Genomic DNA, 17,125 nt, shown 5'->3' with positions numbered 1-17,125 from the left:
CATTGGGGACCGAATTTTTTCAATGTTATTTATAAGGCATTAAGCGGAATTTTTCTCTTTGAGTCTGATTGAGCGAAATTTTCTATCCGGGCTATCCATTTTCTTCTGTCATCCTCCTCTAATTCGTAAAGCGGTCCGATGAAACTATCCTGAATAGAAGATATTCCGCAATATTCCAGAATTCCTTTTTTTAATTGAACTAATCCGCTTGACGCATAGATGTCCTCATAAACATCAAGGGACAGATCTCCTGCCGTTGTAATAATTCTTCCTGTCCGACCAGTCAGCAATCCTGCAGTACTCCCTTCTTTACCACTTTTAAAAGTGATGCCAGGAAGAAATGCCCTGTCGAAAAACCCTTTCATAATTGCTGGCATCCCAAGCCACCACAAAGGATGTATCCATACCTGGTGCTCGCTCCATTGGATATCTTCCAATGCTTTTACCAAATCCGGTTCCAACTCCATTCGCTGGCGATAACCGAACTGTAGATTCGGATTGAAATTCAGTTCTCCAATGGCAATATATCTCACTTCTGAACCGGCTTCCAATGCAGATTTCATATAGGATTGTGCAATGACAGTGTTAAAACTTTCTTTATTCGGATGTCCATTGACAACTAATATTTTTTTCATTTCTATTGATTTAAAATTTGCTTGAATATTTGAATCTGTTGCGCATAAAAATTATGGGAGAGGGGACAGGAGAAGAAATCGAAAGCGTGTACGGCTCCTTTTATTTCTACCAGATGAACCGGAATATTTGCTTTCTGTAATTCCTTGGCATACATTTTTCCTTCATCTTTTAGCGGATCTAACTCGCAAAGAATAATGGTTGCATCTGGGAGGTTCTCGAAACTCTCTGCTAATAATGGAACTGCATATTTTGGCGGCTGAGTTATTTTATGTTGCAGATAATGTTTCCACATCCATTCTGCAGCCTTTTTGGTTTGCATTGGTGCATTTGCTAGTTTAGTCATAGATGATGTTTGTAAAAGCTGGCTCATTGGAGGGTATAGCAAGTATTGGTGTCGGATTTCCACCTCCTTTCGGTCTCTTGCTAGCTGTGTAATAGATGCCGCAATTGTTGCACCGGCACTGCTTCCACCGATCAGGATATTATCTTTGTCTCCACCTATTTGATCAGCATATTTAGAAATCCATAGTAACGCATCATAACCGTCTTCCATACCTGCTGGAAATGGGTGTTCCGGAGCTAACCGGTAATCCACTGAAATTATCATTAAATCAATATCCAGCGCTAAGCGATAGAATATAAAATCATATTGTTCGGGAGTACCATAGATAAACGCACCACCATGGAAATACAACAACATTGGTAAATCCTGCTTTCCTTTTGGTCTGTATATTCTTAAGCAGATCTTTCTGGATTTATCAGCAGATTGAACGGATATATCCTTGACATCCAAATGTTCCGGAATCTTAAGAGGTTCTTCTTTTAATGACAAATTAATTTCCTCTTTCCTGATTTCCGTGGGGCTGTTCTCTAACAGGTTTTCGTAATCTATTTGATGATAGGGGCTTTTAGCAATCGCTTTCCAAAGAGCCGGATCAACATTCTCAATCGTACTTTCCATATCTATATTGTTTACAGTTTTACCACAACCTTCCCCACCGTACGGCCGGTTTGGATTTGAAGATGTGCTTTTGCCATTTCGTCAAAGTCAAATACATGAGAAATATGTGGTTTTAACAGGCCAGTTCCCAGCAGGGAAGCGATGTATTGTATATCAGAAGAATTAGAATAAACGGACATAAAATAACAGGCATGGAGATGTTTAGCCTGAGCACTACGTTCATCGTCAATGGTATACCCGGAATTCAAAGCAACGATAGTACCGAAGGGTTTTAGAACGCGTACTGATTTCTGAAAATTTTCAGCTCCAACGGATTCTAATACAAAATCAATGTCTTCAAGTGTTTGTTCAAAGCGAATAGTTTGATAATCGATATGCTGATCTGCTCCCAGTTCCAGCACAAAATCACGATTGGATGCCGATGAGCTAGCGATTACGTAAGCTCCAATATGTTTAGCAATCTGCAAGGCAAAATGACCGACCCCACCTGCAGAAGCATGGATAAGAACTTTGTCTGCGGATCTCAATTTCCCATAACGGTCAAAAGCCTGCCAGGCGGTTAGGGCTGCCATTGCGCTTGCAGCGGCCTCAGTGTGGCTAATATTCTTCGGTTTCAGAGCCAGGTGCTCTTCCGAAGCACTCACATATTCTGCATAAGCCCTTCCATGTCCAACAAAGTTTATCATTCCGAATACTTCATCGCCAATACGAAATCTGGTAACTTTATTTCCAGCATCCACAACTTCTCCTGAAATGTCCCAGCCTAAAATCAAAGGATCAAAATGTGCTAAATCCTCTGCCAACGGCGCTGTTCTATTGCGAACCTTAATATCTACTGGATTAATGCTAATTGCTATAACTTTAATAAGCACTTCATTTTCGTTTATTTCAGGTTTTTCTATGTCTTGATAAATGAAATTTTCTATCCCTCCGAATCTCTTCAATACGATTGCTTTCATGTATTTAATAGTTATTCGGCAAAAATAGACTGAAATTAAAAGGTATTACTGGTACATTTCCAGTGTATTTAGGTGTTTTTGCGTTATGGCAAGAGAAAATATTCATAACTCACTGGAAGTATATTATGAAAAGATAGATTGCTGTCCATTGCAGGATCGAGAATTCAATTTTTTCGAATTTGTCTACGTATTATCTGGAAATGGAATGCATGGAATCAATGGCAATCAACTTCCTTTTAAAACCGGAGATCTTTTTCTAATCACACCTCGTGATTGTCATTCATTTGATCTGCATCAGGTCTGTGAGTTTATGGTTGTGCGCTTTGCACCATCTTATGTGAAAAGTTATAGTTGGCAAAGTATAGACCATATTGAGTGTTTATTGTATTATGCCTCTCATTTTTCGGGCTCTATTTTAAGCAATGAAGCGGATCAGCTCATTGTTGGTAGTTTGATGCAGAATTTACTGCACACCGTGGGACAGAAGTCTATTTATGGAGAAGATTTAATACGTCATTTAGTCAATGCTATTATTGTGATTGCGGCCCGAAACATATCAGTTATCAAACCCGAATCCATTTCACCAAATACAGACATCCGAATACTACAAATAACAGATTATATTCAAGAAAATATACGTAACCCTGAACTGCTTAAAATAGGTGTAATTGCTCAGAAATTCGGATTGTCTGACACTTATCTTGGTAGTTATTTCCGGAAGCAATGCAATGAATCAATACAACAGTATATCTCTTCATACCGAATTCGACTGATGGAGCATCGATTACGTTTCAGCGATAAACGAGTTCATGAAATAGCAGATGAATTTGGGTTTGCCGATGAAAGTCATATCAATAAATTTTTCAAACGACATAAAGGATTAAGTTTACGTGTTTACAGGGATAACTGTAAGAAAGTAAATGTTCTGACTTCCTTAGACAATGCCAGTAATGGGCTATAGTAAAATTATGACCAATAATCATTTTCAATATAAGATTATACTTTGTTTCTCCTTGATCATATTTACATCCTGTAAGCATGAAAAAGTATATCAAGCTACACTTTTTGATACAAAAGTTGATTTAAATGAATATCCAAATGTAGGAGAACCTGTGTTTTCACAACGGCATCTAAAAAGCAGGAAAGAAAAATGGGTAGGGGGGATATTCGGATCTAAACAATTCAAAGAATGGAATGAAGTGCTGTACAATAATACAGTTATCAGGATAAATCCACAGGTGGCGCCACCCAGCGATTCCGAATCATCAGACTACCCTTCTCAGGAGCGTTCTCAATACGACTTTGATGATGTTACCTATATTAATCCATCCAAAACAAGTTTTATTGCGCGTATTTCCGGTCCATATAGTATAGGAAATAGATTTTATTTATTCACAGCTCAAAAATCGGGTTTAAAGGTCTATAGTATAGACAGGCCTACTGTTATAGAGGGCGACAGGCAATGGGAAAACCGTGATATGGTGAAGATTGGACCTGATATCTTAATGGTCGACAATGACTATGTTTTTAACCAGAAAACCGGCAAAACTTATGAAATAACGCGGCCAGGAAAAGACAGAATCAGAGGGGAATTTGCAGCCTTGTCACCAGATAAGCAAACGATAGCCTTTACAACAAATCAATCGTTATACCAATGCCATTATCCCAGTGGTAAAGTTCATATAGAACGAATTGACGATCAGCAACTGTCTAAAATGGTTACTAATAAATCAAAAGAGTGGCCATACAATTATTTCACCTGGATTACCGTGAATGGCAAAATGTTTCTGAGCGCCGCTAGCTCCTCAAAATAAGCATTTCCCTTAACTCATTAGTTTTCATGAGGCTCATTTCTCGCCTGTCTTTCGGTATGCGAAAGATGCTAAAACTGCCTCAGCTTTTTATCCCGCCCCTTATTTCTAAACGCAAAAATCCGCACAGAAATGTGAGGGTTTTCCTGATCCCGCTGGGATTCGAAGTCATTATCAAAATCAAGATTTATCCTCTCTTAACTTCCAATGGCGATACGTTGGAAGACTGTTGGCCGTATTTTGATGAAAATGATGCCGTAGTTTCTAATCCGCCGTATTCACAGCTATGGGATTCTACAAATAAAGATGTCGATCTTCGTTACGCCCGTTTTATATCATAATTAGCAAGGAAGACTTCTATTTTTTTAGTCAGAATCAAAAAGAAAAATTAAAGAAACCCAACGGGTTTGGAGCGTGTTTTGAGAGTGATTACTTTCACAGTCAATAAAACAAATTTTATATGCAAGATTTAAACAATAAAGTAGCTTACGTCACCGGCGGAACAAAAGGTATAGGATTTGGAATTGCTAAAGCTTTGATCGACGCCGGGTTGAAGGTAGCCATTTCGGGGCGAAAGCTGGAAGATGTGCAAAAGGCAAGGGAAGAGCTTGGTTCGGATAATGTAATTGCTATCGCATCTGATGTTTCAAATTTCGATGATGAGGTCCGCGCGGTAGAACAAATAGTGGAAAAGTTTGGCCGGCTTGACGTACTCATTGCCAATGCGGGAGTAGGAAAATTTGGGCCTGTTGATCAGTTGAGTCTGGAGGATTGGAACGCAATGATAGCTACTAATCTTACCGGTGTGTTTCATACACTTAAAGCAGGAGTGGAGCAACTCAAATTGAATAAGGGTTATTATATCACTATTGCTAGTCTGGCCGGGACGAATTTCTTCGCAGGCGGATCGGGTTATAATGCTTCAAAATTTGGTGTTGTGGGTTTTACCCAGGCTGCAATGCTGGATTTAAGGGAATATGGAATAAAGTCAACTACCATTATGCCGGGTTCGGTAACATCTCATTTCAATGATCACCAACCGACTGAAGCAGATTCCTGGAAAATTCAGCCATCAGATATTGGTGAAATGATTGTTAGTTTACTGAAATTGAATGCAAATGTATTGCCCAGTAAAATAGAGGTTCGCCCGACACAGACTAAATAGTTAAGTATCGCTGAAAGGGATATCGAACATCAAATCATTAATTAATTAGCGGCTTACCTGATTATATTCTTGCAGAAATAGTATTTGATGGGGATTTAAATGCCGAACCGATGCGAACTCTTTATGATTCGTAATAAATGTCCGATAAACAGTCGGTTGGATGAAACAAAAAAGGAGACAATCAATTTTGATTGTCTCCTTGAGTGATCCCGCTGGGATTTGCACCTAGTGCAAAAATCTGGGTTTGCAATATTTTAGAGTGGTTTTGAAATTCTACTCATTGAATCACTCACGTTTTTCTTAATACGTTTAAGCTTCAATTGCTATATGTAAATATAATCATTCTTTTTAAAAATCAGAAGGATTTTAAATTAGTAATCAATTTTCGGTCCGACTCCGGCGCTGAGTACAACCCTTCTCTAAAGCACTTAGAGAGGGGTTTTTGGTTTTGTCTATTTTGTATTATGCCTCTCTCGCGTAGAAACGAAGATTTTGGTTCGATCTCCGGCGGAGGAGTACCATACCGGGAATAGAATTTTTTAAAATTTTATTCCCGGTTTTTTTCTTTTGTAACTCCTTGCTTATCATATAGATTAACTCGGCTCCCTCGCTCATTCTGCCGATTCGATGTTTTTTGCCATCAAACAGCCAATTATTGGAAAAAAGCGTTGCAATGATCGTTCGCTTGTGATCGACGTCAGAATCCTCATACAGGAGAATGATGTCCCTAAGGTTCTCCAAGGCCTTTTTGTGGTTTTTTCAATCTTTTTTCGTTCCTCGGTGGTTCGACCTTGCTGTAATTGGCGCGTTTTAAAGTTGCTAATTTTGGCTTCACAGTCTTCTTTGATCTCTTGATATTCACAGATGTCAATGATTTCGGAAAGTAGGAGGCTCTTTGCTTTTTTCACTTTGTTCTCTTGCTCTGTAATCAGTGCTAGACAACGTTTGATATGGGTTTCCCAAGCGTTTTCCTCAACGGCTACGATGTCAAGGATGATCTCTTAATAGATTTCCATGATGCCTGGCCTTGGGATAAGCGCCCTGAGCTCATTTTCAAAAGTTTCGTGCACTAGTGAAATAGTATATCGTACCTTACATTCATGTTCACAATGGTAGTAGCGGTAATACGCGCTGCGTCCTTTGGATGCGCTACCCTGTCATCATCCAATCGTATTTTGGACACATTAAAAAGCCGTGTAGGGGGAGTTTCTCGTCGAAGGTCTATCTAAGTGCAGGTTTTTTCTTTCTGCCTTTCATGACCTCCTGTACTTCAGTGAACAATTCCTCGCTGATCAATGCTTCGTGCTTACTCGATCTGCAGCCTTTGGCAGTAGGCGGTAAGCCTTTCTGCCTGGTCCCGCTCACGGTCGGTCGGCCTGTTCGTCCGTGCTCACCCTTTCCTGAAGCTTTAAATTTGGTTTTAGCGGTAGGTTTTGTAAACGCTGTAAGCCTAAGTTCTCATGGACATATTTAGTAACGGTTTAGCTTCGAGAGTGTGCTTTCGCTACGCAAAAGAGGTGCCTTGGGAAGGCCCATTTCCGGAAGTGGGAATAAAAATCAGAAATATAGATGCTGAGGATAATCGGGACTACTAGTGAAAATGTTAGCTGATGTGGACAGTTTAGAACGAAATACGTCGGGTATGTTTACCGAAATCTACAACAAAAAAGATTTATATGTGCAAAAATTTTTTAATAAAAAAGAAACAGCTAACTTGGAAGCCTTAACGACTCAAACAATGGCAAAATTCAAATCAGCTAATCATTCTTTACAAGATAAGCGCAAATGTATTGTCTACTGGGCACAATCGCATCTGGCATTACAATAAGAAATTCTTACATTATAGATCACTAAGCATCATAAAATTTTCAACTGGGAAATTTCATGCATTAGCTTAATTACCAAATGACAAAATAATTTTGTTGGTCGGAAAATATGTCGAGAGTATTTCTGAACTTTATTAAAGTGAGTCCTAAAATCGGAACGCTACCAAGGTATTGGTTAAACAATTCAATAGGATGAAAAGATCTGACCTAGTCAATATAATTTAAACCAGGCAATCCCTCAAATTAAGATAAATTGGAACCAAATAATTAACGTCAATGTACATCCAAAAGATCAAAATAGAAAATTTCAGGCTGCTGAAGGAAACCGAGGTCGAACTCAGCATCGAAAAGAAACAGGGCCTCTCCCTGCTGATCGGCAAGAACAACTCCGGGAAAACCTCTTTCATCATGCTGTTCGATAAATTCTTCCGCCCCGAGAACATTATGTTCGACTTCAATGACTTTTCACTCACCCTTAGGACAAAGATTCGTGACGTACTCACGGGAGCCGACCTCAGCGACTGTCACATTCGCATGTACCTAGACATCGCCTACGCCGAACACGACGACCTTGAACACCTGTCGGATTTCATCCTGGACCTCGACCCTGCCAACAACATCGTCAAGCTACTATTCGAATGCAGCATCAACAGCACCGAACTCATCAAGGATCTTGGGGAGATCAGCGAAAAGAACCGAAAGGACTATATCGAAAAGAACCTCGCCGACTATCTGCAAACGCGCTACTATGTCTATAGCCAGGACGAAGACGTAAAGGTCTACGACCGTAGCGAGCTGGTGGAAAAGAAGATTTCCGACATCCGCAGGGTGTTCAACTACCAGGTCATCCACGCCAAGCGCAACGTCTCCAGTTCCGACAATTCCGGAGGCAGGCGCACCGCGCTTTCCGAATTGGCAACGAACTATTTCAACAGCGAGAACAAATTCGCAAGGGAAGCCTTCGGAAAGATCAACGACCAGATGCTGGAAATGGATGCCAGCCTGAACGAGACATATGAAAAGCACTTTTCCTCGTACTTCGACAACGTAAAGCAGTTCGTAGACGGAAAGCTGAATGTCATCTCCAATCTGGAATCCAAGGCTATACTTGCCAATTATTCCAAGGTCATCTACGGTGAGACCAACAGCTATCTGCCCGAAACGATGAACGGCTTGGGCCACCTGAACATACTGTTCCTGCTGCTGCAGATAGAGGTCAAACGAAAATACTTCGAACAGGAGGCGCGCAGCATCAATATCCTTTTTATCGAGGAACCAGAGGCTCACACCCATCCGCAAATGCAATACGTTTTCGCGCGCAAGATCAAGGAAATACTCAAGCTGATCCCGAATGCGCAGACCTTCATCACCTCGCACTCCTCCCACATTGTCTCCCAGTGCGATTTCGACGACCTGCGTTACTTCAGGCTGAAGGACGGAAACATCGAAGTGAAAAATTTCCACCAGGCGCTTAGAAAGAAATACGAAGGGGAAGAGGAACATTTCAAGTTCCTCAAGCAGTACCTCACCTTATACGCATCCGAACTTTTCTTTGCCGAGAAGATCATCTTCATCGAGGGAACTTCGGAAAAGATCCTGTTGCCGTACTTTATCAAACAATATGATCTTTCACGTGAATCCGAACCTGGCTACGTTCCCCTGATCTCGCAGAACATCTCCATCCTCGAGGCGGGTGCAAACGCAAGGGTGTTCCGACACTTTATCGAATTTCTGGGCATACAAACCCTGATCCTCACCGACCTTGACGGCACCGAGATCTTGCAGAGGGATAAGAAGCGCGCCTGGTGCGCATGTCATACCGACAGGGCACTGAATACCAGTAACGTGACCATCAAATATTTCTTTGCCGCACCGGAGCTTCCTGCAATGGACAAGCGTGAGACCGAAGCCGATAAGCTGAATAAGTTCGACGACTGGTTCAAGACCATCAAGGATTGCACCGCACAAACGATTAGCCCGGATATAGCGGTCGCCTACCAGTCTCCAGAAAATGGCCACCATGCTAGGAGCTTCGAGGATGCGTTCATGAGCACCAATCTGGAACAGCTCGTTGCGAACCAGGCCGATATCGGTGGGATGGAGAACAGGACCGAACTCAAGGCCGATCGGAAGGACTACTATGAGCTGACCGGCAAAGTACTCAAAAGCAGCGGTAAATCTGATTTTGCTTCCTCCATCCTCTACCTTGCGTTGACCAAAGACATCAAGTGGAATACACCCAAGTACATTTTAGGGGGACTAAAATGGATCGCACAATGAGCCAGGCGATAGTAACCATCAAACAGATCATCGATGCCAACCAGTTGAAGGCAGATGATTTTACAAACTTCGTCCTGCAGGGCGGAGCTGGCAGTGGCAAGACCCAATCTCTCAAGGAAATCATCCGCTATGTCTCCTCGACATATCCCGACAAAAAGATCGCCTGTATCACTCATACCAATATCGCCGTTGATGAGATCATTTCAAGGGTGGGCGACCAATTTGAGATATCTACCATCCACTCTTTCCTGAACAAGCTGATTAGGAACTACCGCAAAAACATCAAAGAAGTGATTGGGCAGATCTTCTACCTCCAGCAGCCAACAGGCCCGGGACACGATGAATACAAGAAAGTTTACACTAAATATGTAACAAAACTATTTTCCGTCACGGGAGAGACCGTGCCGAAGGTGACCGGGAAAAGGGAATACGATAAAAGTCCTGGCAGTTTTGATGAAAAACTGCAGGGCGATATACAGGCCCTTAATCAGATCATTGCTGACATTATCGACGTGCAGGACGACAAGTTGATACACTATAACGAGTCAAGGTTCGATTCGCTCAAGGAACTCAGCTTTTCGCACGACTCGTTGCTCACCATTTCATGCGCACTCTGTGAAAGATTCGCTCTGCTTGGCAAGATCATCAGCGATAAATACGATTTCATATTCATAGATGAGTATCAGGATTCGGCGCCCGAGGTCATCCGCATCTTCCTGGAACTGCTGCCAAAAAACCGCAAGACCACCGTTGGACTTTTCGGTGACTCTATGCAGGGCATCTATGAGGACGTCATAGGCGACGTACAGCAATATGTCGATCAGGGACTGCTCAGAAAAGTCGAAAAGGAAGACAACTTCAGGTGTTCGCAGGGCGTGATTAACTATATCAACATCCTGCGCAACGATGGAATCGAACAGGAAGTTGCGCTAAAGAACGGTGAAACAGCCGATCAGCGGATAGGGGAGGTAAAGTTCTTTTTTTATAGTTTCGGTGCCAAGCCTGGACCATTCTCACTGGCGGAGCAAAAGGCGACGTATGCTGATGCTCTGAATGAACTTATCGCCCAAAGCCGGGCACAATTCGACCATCCCGATACCAAGGTGCTGATGCTAACCAACAAGTCCATATCATCCGAAGTTGGATTTAAGAAACTATATAAACTCTTCGACGATCGTTACACAGAGGTAAAGGAAGAGATCGAGAAGGAGCTGGCTCGGATCCAGGTTTCCGAACTTGTCGAACTATGCCGGGCGTATCAGACCAAGGCATATAATCCGCTCATAGTGGCATTGAAGAAAAGGGGATTTGTCATAAGGTTGGTAAAGGACAAACAGGTGCTTAGAGAACACTTCCGATATCTATTGGAAAGTGGTCTTAGTATGCAGAAAGCTTTGACTTATGCTATTGAAAAAAAGTTCATCAGAAAATCAGAGCGCCACATGAACTATCTTGCGGCGCGCGAACAGCTTCTGTCCGAGCTTGAGGCGGATGGAAATTTCAAGTTATTGGAGGGCCACTATAACAGTGGATCGAATACTCGTGTTAGGCTGGAAAGCAACCATGGCATCGTAATTACAGATGAAGAGTTCAACAACTTTCATCAACAGTTGAAAAGGAAAAATTTTGCCATCGGTTTTCTTTCCGATGACATTCCGTTCGAAGAGATACTGAACTATTACAGCTACTTGAACGAGGAAACCGGTTACATCACAATGCACAAGACAAAGGGCTCCGGTATCAAAAATGTGATCGTGGTCCTTGATGAATATCTTTGGAATAGGTACAACTTCAAAAGCATCTATGATGGACAGCATGACCCGGCAACCAGGCTCAGAAACCAGAAGCTTTTTTATGTCGCCTGTTCAAGGGCTATCTCTAACCTTGCTGTCGTGAGATTGGTGGTAGATCAAGCAGAAGAGGATATGATGAGGGATTATTTCAGCAACTGTGAGTTCATACAGTTACAATAGCAGAAATCTGACGATTTTCAATACAACTAAACCCGTTATGCAAGAATACAATTTCCCAGACCTGATCTGGACAAAGAATATCACCCGTGATGATGGCAATGAGTGGACGTACATTGGATATGATATAGGAGCTGTTTTCCAGTTGAACTTCTCTTCGAGAATATTTTGTTTTTCTAGATGTCATTTCAATATCTGAATAATTATGGATACAATTAGTATGTTACCGGAAGACCATCAATTACGTTCTGATTTCATTCGAGGGTTAGTGCAGAAGCCATTTAATGGTGTTAAATCAAGTTTGTCATTAGACAAAGTCATACCTAAGCGGATTGTGCAATTTTGGGATGATTTAAACCGTCTTCCAGAAGACGTTAAAGATTGCATGGAAAGCTGGAAAAAAGTCGATCAATTCGGCTTTGAACGAATTCTTTTCGGTAAGATCGCAGCTAAAAATTTTATAAGTCAAAAGCTTGGGGCCAGATACGAGCGGGCATTCGAAAGATGTTATCATCCTGCTATGCAATCAGATTATTTTAGGCTTTGCTATATTATGTTGGAGGGCGGCTGCTATATAGATGCCGATGATGTCTATAGTGGAGCTCCCATCGATCATCTTTTTGATAATGGTCTACTAAAAATTCAACCATTATGTTATGATATGACTACCGACTCGATGGTGCCGCCAAAAAAATTCACAAAAGAAGGAGCAAATGCAACAAGTTGGATTTTCTATTTTAACAATAACCCAGTAATTTCCAGTGTTGGACATCCGATAATAGAATATGCGCTAGAGCAGGCCACTGCTTCGTTAGAAATAGATTCCTTAGATAGTCTGCCAGAAATACAATCGACAACTGGGCCAGGTAATCTCACCAAATCCATATTTGATTTAACGACGCAAGATTTCGATGTTAGGGAAGAAATTCTGGTATTAGGAGATTGGGAAGACACAGCGGAAAGTAGGTGGGATCTTAGCTATAGAAATGACACAAGAAACTGGAGGCTTTCAAACAGTAAGTATTATAACAAATATTAACGCCTAGTATTAATGAGAAAAACCGCTCTACTAACTGCTCCTTTTAGGTCATTGTTCATGTTTACATTGAAATGCCGCAGGCTTCTTCCTACTAGGAAATGTACTGCATTTGGAAACTCAAATAATGGCAATCTGCCTACCATCGAACAAATTTATATTATTAATCTAAAACGTCAACCTTTAAGATTAGTTGAGGTAAATAACGAACTATCAAAGGTTGTAGATTGCTCAGGCAAGCTACTCTCCACTTATGCTAATAGACATCCTGCAACAGATGCAAAATACTTTTCAAAAGATCCTGTAAAAGACTTTGATATTGATCCTGAATATACTTTAAATGACCAATTATTCGTAGAACCGCAACCTTTAGCACTACCGACGCGTCTCGAACTTGATAATGTGATTAAAATGAGCCGTCCAGAAATTGCAGTGGCTAAATCACATATAGATATATGGAAGAAGGTTGCTGATGGTTGCTATAGTCACGTGCTAATTTTGGAGGATGATATATGGTTGCGAACTAGATTTGCAAAAGATTTGAATGAAGCTTGGGCTGAAATTACAGACAAGGCACATGAAGGTAATAATTTTGATCTTCTCTATTTGTCATATGAGGAGGTAAAACATGGTGCGCCTAAAACTTTCCTTTCAAAAATGCTATTTCAACCGGAGAGAGGGCTTTGGAATCTTTCTGGGTACGTTATTTCAAAAAAGGGAGCAGAGAGATTACTTGAGCTGCTACCTTGTAAGGGACCGGTAGATTTATGGATGAATCATCAGTTTAAAAAATTAAACGTTTGCGCTATTAGGAAGTCCATCATTGATCAAAGACCTGATTTTAATTCAACAAACTCTTACTCGATACTCCCATCGTTAACAAAGATAGGAGTCATCACTAGCGAAGCTGCTTCGCTGTACCATATAAAACCAACAGAATATCCTGTCTTTGTTTTTGGTCCTAAAAATTCAGGTTTAACCTCTATAGCAGTAGCACTTTCGATGTTGGGATATAGGTGTTGTAGCGATTTGGATACACTTCCACAGCATGAATTGGAAATGTTACTCGAAGGAAAAGTAAATAGGATTTTCAATGCATACGTAAACATCAATAGCCTTGGTATTGAAATTCCTAGAATTAAAATACTTTATCCTAATGCCAAATTTATATTTACAACGATAGGTGTAGAAACCTCAATTGATTTGGAGGTGTTGATTGGAACTGTTGGTTTAGAAAGAGATATTATAATAGTAGATAAGGATAGACCGAATAAGTGGCAGCTAATCTGCGAGTATCTCAGATGCTCACCACCCGCTTATGCCTTTCCAGAATTTTACGACATAGGGCAACGACAGATTTTGTCGACGTCAAATGGTAATCGTAAAACGCTGAAGGTTACAGTTCCAAAGCGAGATCAATCTCCATGGATTATTGAACCTACTAATATATGGCAAGGCATTGAGAGCAATGGTGTTGAGCTAACCTCGGCGATTTTAGTAGGGCATGAAATTAGTGACTCACTCGATCAAGATCACTGGTTTCTCAGAGATGACACATTTACAGATAATTTGGCTTTATTTCGACCTAATAACTTTGTGTCACTTCCAGACGCTGGCTTTGTTTTGAATCTGAAAAAAGAAATGCTAGGTGTTAGGGAGTATAGCGCTGCGGCGATAACCAGTAGATGCAGATACGTTTACGGTCGATTTGAAGCAACTTTTAAAGCATCGAATGTGCCTGGGGTCATCAATGGTTTCTTCCTTTACCGTGACTCACCGAGGCAAGAAATCGATATCGAAATTGCAGGAAATAAGCCTACAAGACTTATGGTGAATGTGTTTTATAATCCGGGAGCAGAGGGGACTAAGTTTGATTATGGCTATAGAGGTTCTCCAACCTACATAGAGTTGGGGTTTGACGCATCTAAAGATTATCATCGCTACGCAATTGAATGGGCACCACACGAAATATGTTGGTATGTGGATGACTACCTGGTACATCGTAGAGTAGATTGGAACCCGACACCCATCCCGCAGCTACCTATGGCTGCGCATTTGAACGTTTGGCCATGTCGATCTAAGGAATTGGCTGGAAGCCTGAAACAAAGTAGATTACCTGCGCAGACTTTTGTCAGATCAATTTCAATCAAAGCAAATATGCAAACTAACTCTTAATTATCATGAAAATACTTTCTTACAATCCCGGACATGACGGAGCAATTGCCTACGTAAAAGATGGTCAGTTGTTATTCTCTATCGAGTCAGAGAAAAACTCAAATTACAGATATTCTTCGATATCGAATCACGACGTATTTCGTGTTTTAGGTGAGCTTGATGAAATTCCCGATGTGATATGCGTTGGAGGGTGGTGGCCACGAGATCATTACGAATATCTAAATGGCTCAAATATCCACTCAGGATACAGGGGAGAATCGGGTCACGGTACGATTATAGATAAAAAAAAATTTTTAGGACATGATGTGCACTATTTTTCGTCGACACACGAACGGTCTCATATCCTTTGCGCTTATGGCCTATCAAACTTGCCTAAAGGAACACCTTGTTACATTTTAGTTTGGGAAGGTGCAATAGGTACATTTTATGAGATTGACTCTGACTTGAATATAACATTAATTTCCAATGTCTTGGAAAAAGTGGGTAACCGTTATAGTTTATTATATGGCTTAGCAGATCCTACTTTTCCTAAAGAGGCACCATATTTTAGATTCGAGGATGCTGGAAAACTCATGGCCCTGGCTTCATTTTCAGATCGAAAGGAACCCTCTGAAGAAGACAAGAATATTTTAGAACTTCTGCTGGGTGGTCCCTATAAAGATTTGAGTACATATGAAAATCTAAAGGATTTTAGCTATTATAATATAGGTCTTGATAATTTAGATTTTAGGAACTTTGCAGGCATTTATAGTGATAAAATTTTTGACATCTTTTATCAATTTGCTGATAAAAATATGAAAAGAGGATTTCCATTACTTATTGCAGGAGGATGCGGCTTGAATTGCGATTGGAATACTAAGTGGAAACAATCGGGTCTTTTTTCCGATGTATTCGTGCCTCCGGTAGCCAACGACTCTGGTTCTGCTATTGGAACGGCGATCGATGCTCAGTTCTACTACACTGGAAATCCAAAAATTGATTGGAGTGTCTATTCTGGGCTAAACTTCGATAGTAAGAAATTTTTCGATGAAACAAAATACGATACCTACGATGTTAATGATAATTTTGTCGCGGATATTCTGGCCAACGACCTCATACTGGCCTGGGTAAATGGTAAATATGAGATTGGCCCAAGGGCGTTGGGTAATCGCTCCATTATAGCGGCACCTTTCAGCGAAGGCACTAGGATACGACTGAATGAGATAAAGCAAAGAGAACAATTTCGTCCAATAGCTCCTGTTTGTTTAGAAGAAGATGCTGCTGAATGGTTTGGCTGCGAATATCCTAGTCCTCATATGCTTTACACTTTTATAGCAAGAACGGATGCACTTAAGGCGGTAACCCATGTGAATAAGACAGCGCGTATCCAGACGGTTTCTCAAAATACAAATTTAAGCCTATTTAAGCTGTTAACTGAATTTAAGAAACTAACTGGTTATGGTATTCTTTGTAACACTTCATTGAATTTTAATGGTCGGGGGTTTATAAATAAAATTGATGATTTGTCTAGGTACTGTATAGAGCACCATTTGGATGGATTTGTGACAGAGGAAAAATGTTATCTGTTGAAGGCATCACAAGTGTATCAAACTTATAAAGCACTAGGTAAAATTAAAAGTTAATGGTAGTACTGTCTAAGTTTTTACAATTAAACTTCACAAGTTATTAAGTGTGCTCTGTATTGCTATTAGAAAGAGTTAGTGAATCGAAAAGCTCAAGATAGATTTAAAGCTATGCCTATTTATAAGGATTAATCTGTTAGATGGACATGTTACAGCCGATTGACTCGATATCGCCGGAACTTAGATTTGTTTTAAATCATTAATTATCTTAGAGTTATAGGTTCGGTGACGTGGGTTCAAATAAATTGGTTTATCCAACTGAGTGTGCCAAACAAGAGGTGAAGGCGGAGATTACCGAGAGTAAGAAAAGGACTAAGTCGGGGCTGAGCAAGGGTGAGAAAGAAGAGCAGGCACAGTCGTTTTAAAAGATTAATAATTTCTTAGGCAAAAAATAAATACCTAATCATCAGAATAATCAATAAACTCTAGCCCTGCAAGATTAAGTAATTCAGCAAGGATTAGATCTGAATGATCGATATTGACTTCCTGCCGTTCTTGTCTCGCGTAGGCATCATCGAATCCAGAGTTAGATTCATAGAACATTTCCAAGGCCCTTTCACCATGTGCTGCCTCGTCCGCCTCTATTTTATAGTCCAAATAGGAGACAATACATTCCTCCATATAGGTAATGTCCTGTTTTGACAGTACCATGTCAAGGATGGTTTCAAGGTTCATCATCACCAT

Annotated in this window: 15 protein-coding genes; 10 read left to right on the top strand and 5 right to left on the bottom strand. The window is 40.7% G+C overall.

What is annotated here, in order from left to right:
- Positions 1-29 precede the first annotated feature (29 nt).
- Genes BLR53_RS03275 through BLR53_RS03265 form a run of 3 tightly spaced genes read right to left on the bottom strand, consistent with a single transcriptional unit; the run spans position 30 to position 2,556 of the window.
- A complete protein-coding gene (locus BLR53_RS03275; RefSeq protein ID WP_074587122.1) occupies positions 30-635 on the bottom strand; it encodes an NAD(P)H-dependent oxidoreductase in 606 nt (201 codons plus the stop codon).
- 2 nt (positions 636-637) lie between these two features.
- Positions 638-1,597: an alpha/beta hydrolase gene (locus BLR53_RS03270; RefSeq protein ID WP_074587120.1), complete on the bottom strand. Its 960-nt coding sequence runs from the start codon at positions 1,595-1,597 to the stop codon at positions 638-640.
- 11 nt (positions 1,598-1,608) lie between these two features.
- Positions 1,609-2,556, bottom strand: coding sequence for an NADP-dependent oxidoreductase (locus tag BLR53_RS03265; RefSeq protein WP_074587118.1), 948 nt, complete (start codon positions 2,554-2,556; stop codon positions 1,609-1,611).
- A gap of 85 nt (positions 2,557-2,641) precedes the next feature.
- Between BLR53_RS03265 and BLR53_RS03260 the strand changes: the two genes are divergently transcribed.
- From BLR53_RS03260 to BLR53_RS03225, 7 genes are all read left to right on the top strand, one after another.
- On the top strand, positions 2,642-3,517 hold the full coding sequence (locus BLR53_RS03260) for an AraC family transcriptional regulator (RefSeq protein WP_074587116.1): 876 nt from the start codon (positions 2,642-2,644) through the stop codon (positions 3,515-3,517).
- 7 nt (positions 3,518-3,524) lie between these two features.
- On the top strand, positions 3,525-4,370 hold the full coding sequence (locus BLR53_RS03255; protein WP_143007811.1) for a hypothetical protein: 846 nt from the start codon (positions 3,525-3,527) through the stop codon (positions 4,368-4,370).
- A gap of 26 nt (positions 4,371-4,396) precedes the next feature.
- On the top strand, positions 4,397-4,708 hold the full coding sequence (locus tag BLR53_RS20040) for an N-6 DNA methylase (protein WP_143007810.1): 312 nt from the start codon (positions 4,397-4,399) through the stop codon (positions 4,706-4,708).
- 119 nt (positions 4,709-4,827) lie between these two features.
- Entirely contained in the window at positions 4,828-5,532 is a 705-nt protein-coding gene (locus tag BLR53_RS03245; RefSeq protein WP_037444114.1) for an SDR family oxidoreductase, read from the top strand.
- Positions 5,533-7,174: 1,642 nt separating this feature from the next.
- On the top strand, positions 7,175-7,360 hold the full coding sequence (locus BLR53_RS03235) for a hypothetical protein (RefSeq protein WP_074587106.1): 186 nt from the start codon (positions 7,175-7,177) through the stop codon (positions 7,358-7,360).
- 274 nt (positions 7,361-7,634) lie between these two features.
- Positions 7,635-9,638, top strand: coding sequence for an ATP-dependent nuclease (locus tag BLR53_RS03230; protein ID WP_074587104.1), 2,004 nt, complete (start codon positions 7,635-7,637; stop codon positions 9,636-9,638).
- The gene (locus BLR53_RS03225; protein WP_176763508.1) at positions 9,635-11,611 is read left to right on the top strand and encodes a UvrD-helicase domain-containing protein; all 1,977 of its coding nucleotides are present in this window, start codon (positions 9,635-9,637) and stop codon (positions 11,609-11,611) included. The genes BLR53_RS03230 and BLR53_RS03225 overlap by 4 nt, the downstream gene beginning before the upstream one ends.
- Here BLR53_RS03225 and BLR53_RS19750 read toward each other — a convergent pair.
- Positions 11,595-11,795 carry a hypothetical protein gene (locus tag BLR53_RS19750; RefSeq protein ID WP_143007809.1) on the bottom strand — a complete coding sequence of 67 codons (201 nt, stop codon included), beginning with the start codon at positions 11,793-11,795 and terminating at the stop codon, positions 11,595-11,597. The genes BLR53_RS03225 and BLR53_RS19750 overlap by 17 nt on opposite strands.
- An 18-nt stretch (positions 11,796-11,813) precedes the next feature.
- Here BLR53_RS19750 and BLR53_RS03220 point away from each other — a divergent pair, with 18 nt between their 5' ends.
- The 3 genes from BLR53_RS03220 to BLR53_RS03210 are packed head-to-tail and all read left to right on the top strand — an operon-like array spanning position 11,814 to position 16,441.
- Complete coding sequence (locus tag BLR53_RS03220; RefSeq protein WP_074587102.1) at positions 11,814-12,647, top strand: glycosyltransferase family 32 protein; 834 nt, start codon at positions 11,814-11,816, stop codon at positions 12,645-12,647.
- A 12-nt stretch (positions 12,648-12,659) separates the two neighbouring features.
- Positions 12,660-14,819: a family 16 glycosylhydrolase gene (locus tag BLR53_RS03215; protein ID WP_074587100.1), complete on the top strand. Its 2,160-nt coding sequence runs from the start codon at positions 12,660-12,662 to the stop codon at positions 14,817-14,819.
- Positions 14,820-14,824: 5 nt separating this feature from the next.
- Positions 14,825-16,441 (top strand): carbamoyltransferase C-terminal domain-containing protein, encoded by a 1,617-nt coding sequence (locus tag BLR53_RS03210; RefSeq protein ID WP_074587098.1) that lies wholly within the window; start codon positions 14,825-14,827, stop codon positions 16,439-16,441.
- A gap of 399 nt (positions 16,442-16,840) precedes the next feature.
- On the opposite strand, the gene BLR53_RS03205 is transcribed toward BLR53_RS03210, so the two are convergent.
- A complete protein-coding gene (locus BLR53_RS03205; protein WP_143007808.1) occupies positions 16,841-17,092 on the bottom strand; it encodes a hypothetical protein in 252 nt (83 codons plus the stop codon).
- Positions 17,093-17,125: the final 33 nt, after the last annotated feature.

Source organism: Pedobacter antarcticus, assembly GCF_900103515.1.
Lineage (GTDB): Bacteria > Bacteroidota > Bacteroidia > Sphingobacteriales > Sphingobacteriaceae > Pedobacter > Pedobacter antarcticus.
This window is presented reverse-complemented; position numbering and strand designations above follow the sequence as displayed.